The organism is Burkholderia sp. Bp8998, assembly GCF_003854235.1.
Classification (GTDB): domain Bacteria; phylum Pseudomonadota; class Gammaproteobacteria; order Burkholderiales; family Burkholderiaceae; genus Burkholderia.
In genome coordinates this window covers 1-1005 of sequence record NZ_QTQF01000142.1, presented here as the reverse complement: position 1 = coordinate 1005, position 1005 = coordinate 1, and the positions used below count along the sequence as shown (strand labels likewise).

3 protein-coding genes are annotated in these 1005 nt (G+C 60.8%); all 3 read left to right on the top strand.

Annotated elements, in window-relative coordinates; translation table 11 throughout:
- A partial coding sequence (locus DIE06_RS37820; RefSeq protein WP_260433916.1) for an acyl-CoA dehydrogenase family protein occupies window positions 1-201 on the top strand: 201 nt, incomplete at its 5' end.
- Window positions 202-411: 210 nt separating this feature from the next.
- Window positions 412-723, top strand: a complete 312-nt coding sequence (locus DIE06_RS37815; protein ID WP_124665745.1) for a high-potential iron-sulfur protein — start codon at window positions 412-414, stop codon at window positions 721-723.
- A gap of 106 nt (window positions 724-829) precedes the next feature.
- Window positions 830-1005 (top strand): MCP four helix bundle domain-containing protein (locus DIE06_RS37810; protein WP_185733583.1); only part of this gene is annotated, 176 nt, incomplete at its 3' end.

The following is a 1005-nucleotide window of genomic DNA, read 5'->3' as shown; positions in this document are numbered from 1 at the left end:
TGCGATCGCGCGATGCAGGTGTTCGGCGCGATGGGAATCAGCCCCGACACCCCGCTCGCCGACAGCTGGACCTTGGGTCGCACGCTGCGCTTCGCGGACGGCCCGGACGAGGTGCATCTGCAGGCGATCGCGCGCATGGAGATCAAGGACGCGAGGCCCGGGTCGAGCGCGCCGTACCTGACCGTGCCGCCGCGGGCCTGATCGCGGCACGCGCTGTCCACGAGGCGGCGCGTGTGTGCCGCGGCGAAGAGGTCTCGCCGCACGATGAAGCAATCCGTCTCGACGTTTTTATGGACGCGTCTTATATAGGATTAAATGGCGAAGATTGCGTAACGCCTTCATTTCTACAACTGATACCCAGAAGTTTCTCGGTTTGTCGGCAATTAATTTCTCTAAACGATGAGAATTTGCATGAAGAAATCTCGCCGCACTTTTATGATCACGACCGCCGGTGTCGCTTCGAGTCTGGTACTTGCGCGTCTCGCATTCGCCGATTCCCCGAAGGTATCCGACAGTGATGCCACGGCCCAGGCACTCGGCTACAGGTCCGACGCGACCAAGGTCGACAAGGCGAAGTACGCGAAGTACGCCGCTGGACAGATCTGCGGCAATTGCACGCTCTATCAGGGCAAGCCGAGCGACACATTCGCGCCTTGCCCGATGTTCGGGGGCAAGCAGGTCGCGGGCAAGGGCTGGTGCAATGCCTATAGTAGGAAAGCCTGACGCAATGACCCGTGTCGGCGGTCGCTGAAGCGCCACTTGGCGACGACAGAGAATGACCGGACGTCGAGACCAGACAATTCATATCCGAAACTAAAGGGCTGGCCGTATGGGTGCTTACGCGGGGACGATCCGGTTCAAGGTCATGCTGATGCTCGGCGTCTGCGTAGCACTGATGATGGCGATCGGTCTGATGGGCTTGCGCGGCCTCGCGAGGCTCAGCACCGACATGGGCAGCATGTATTCGGCGAGTACCGTGCCGATCGAGGACCTCGCCGCGATGCA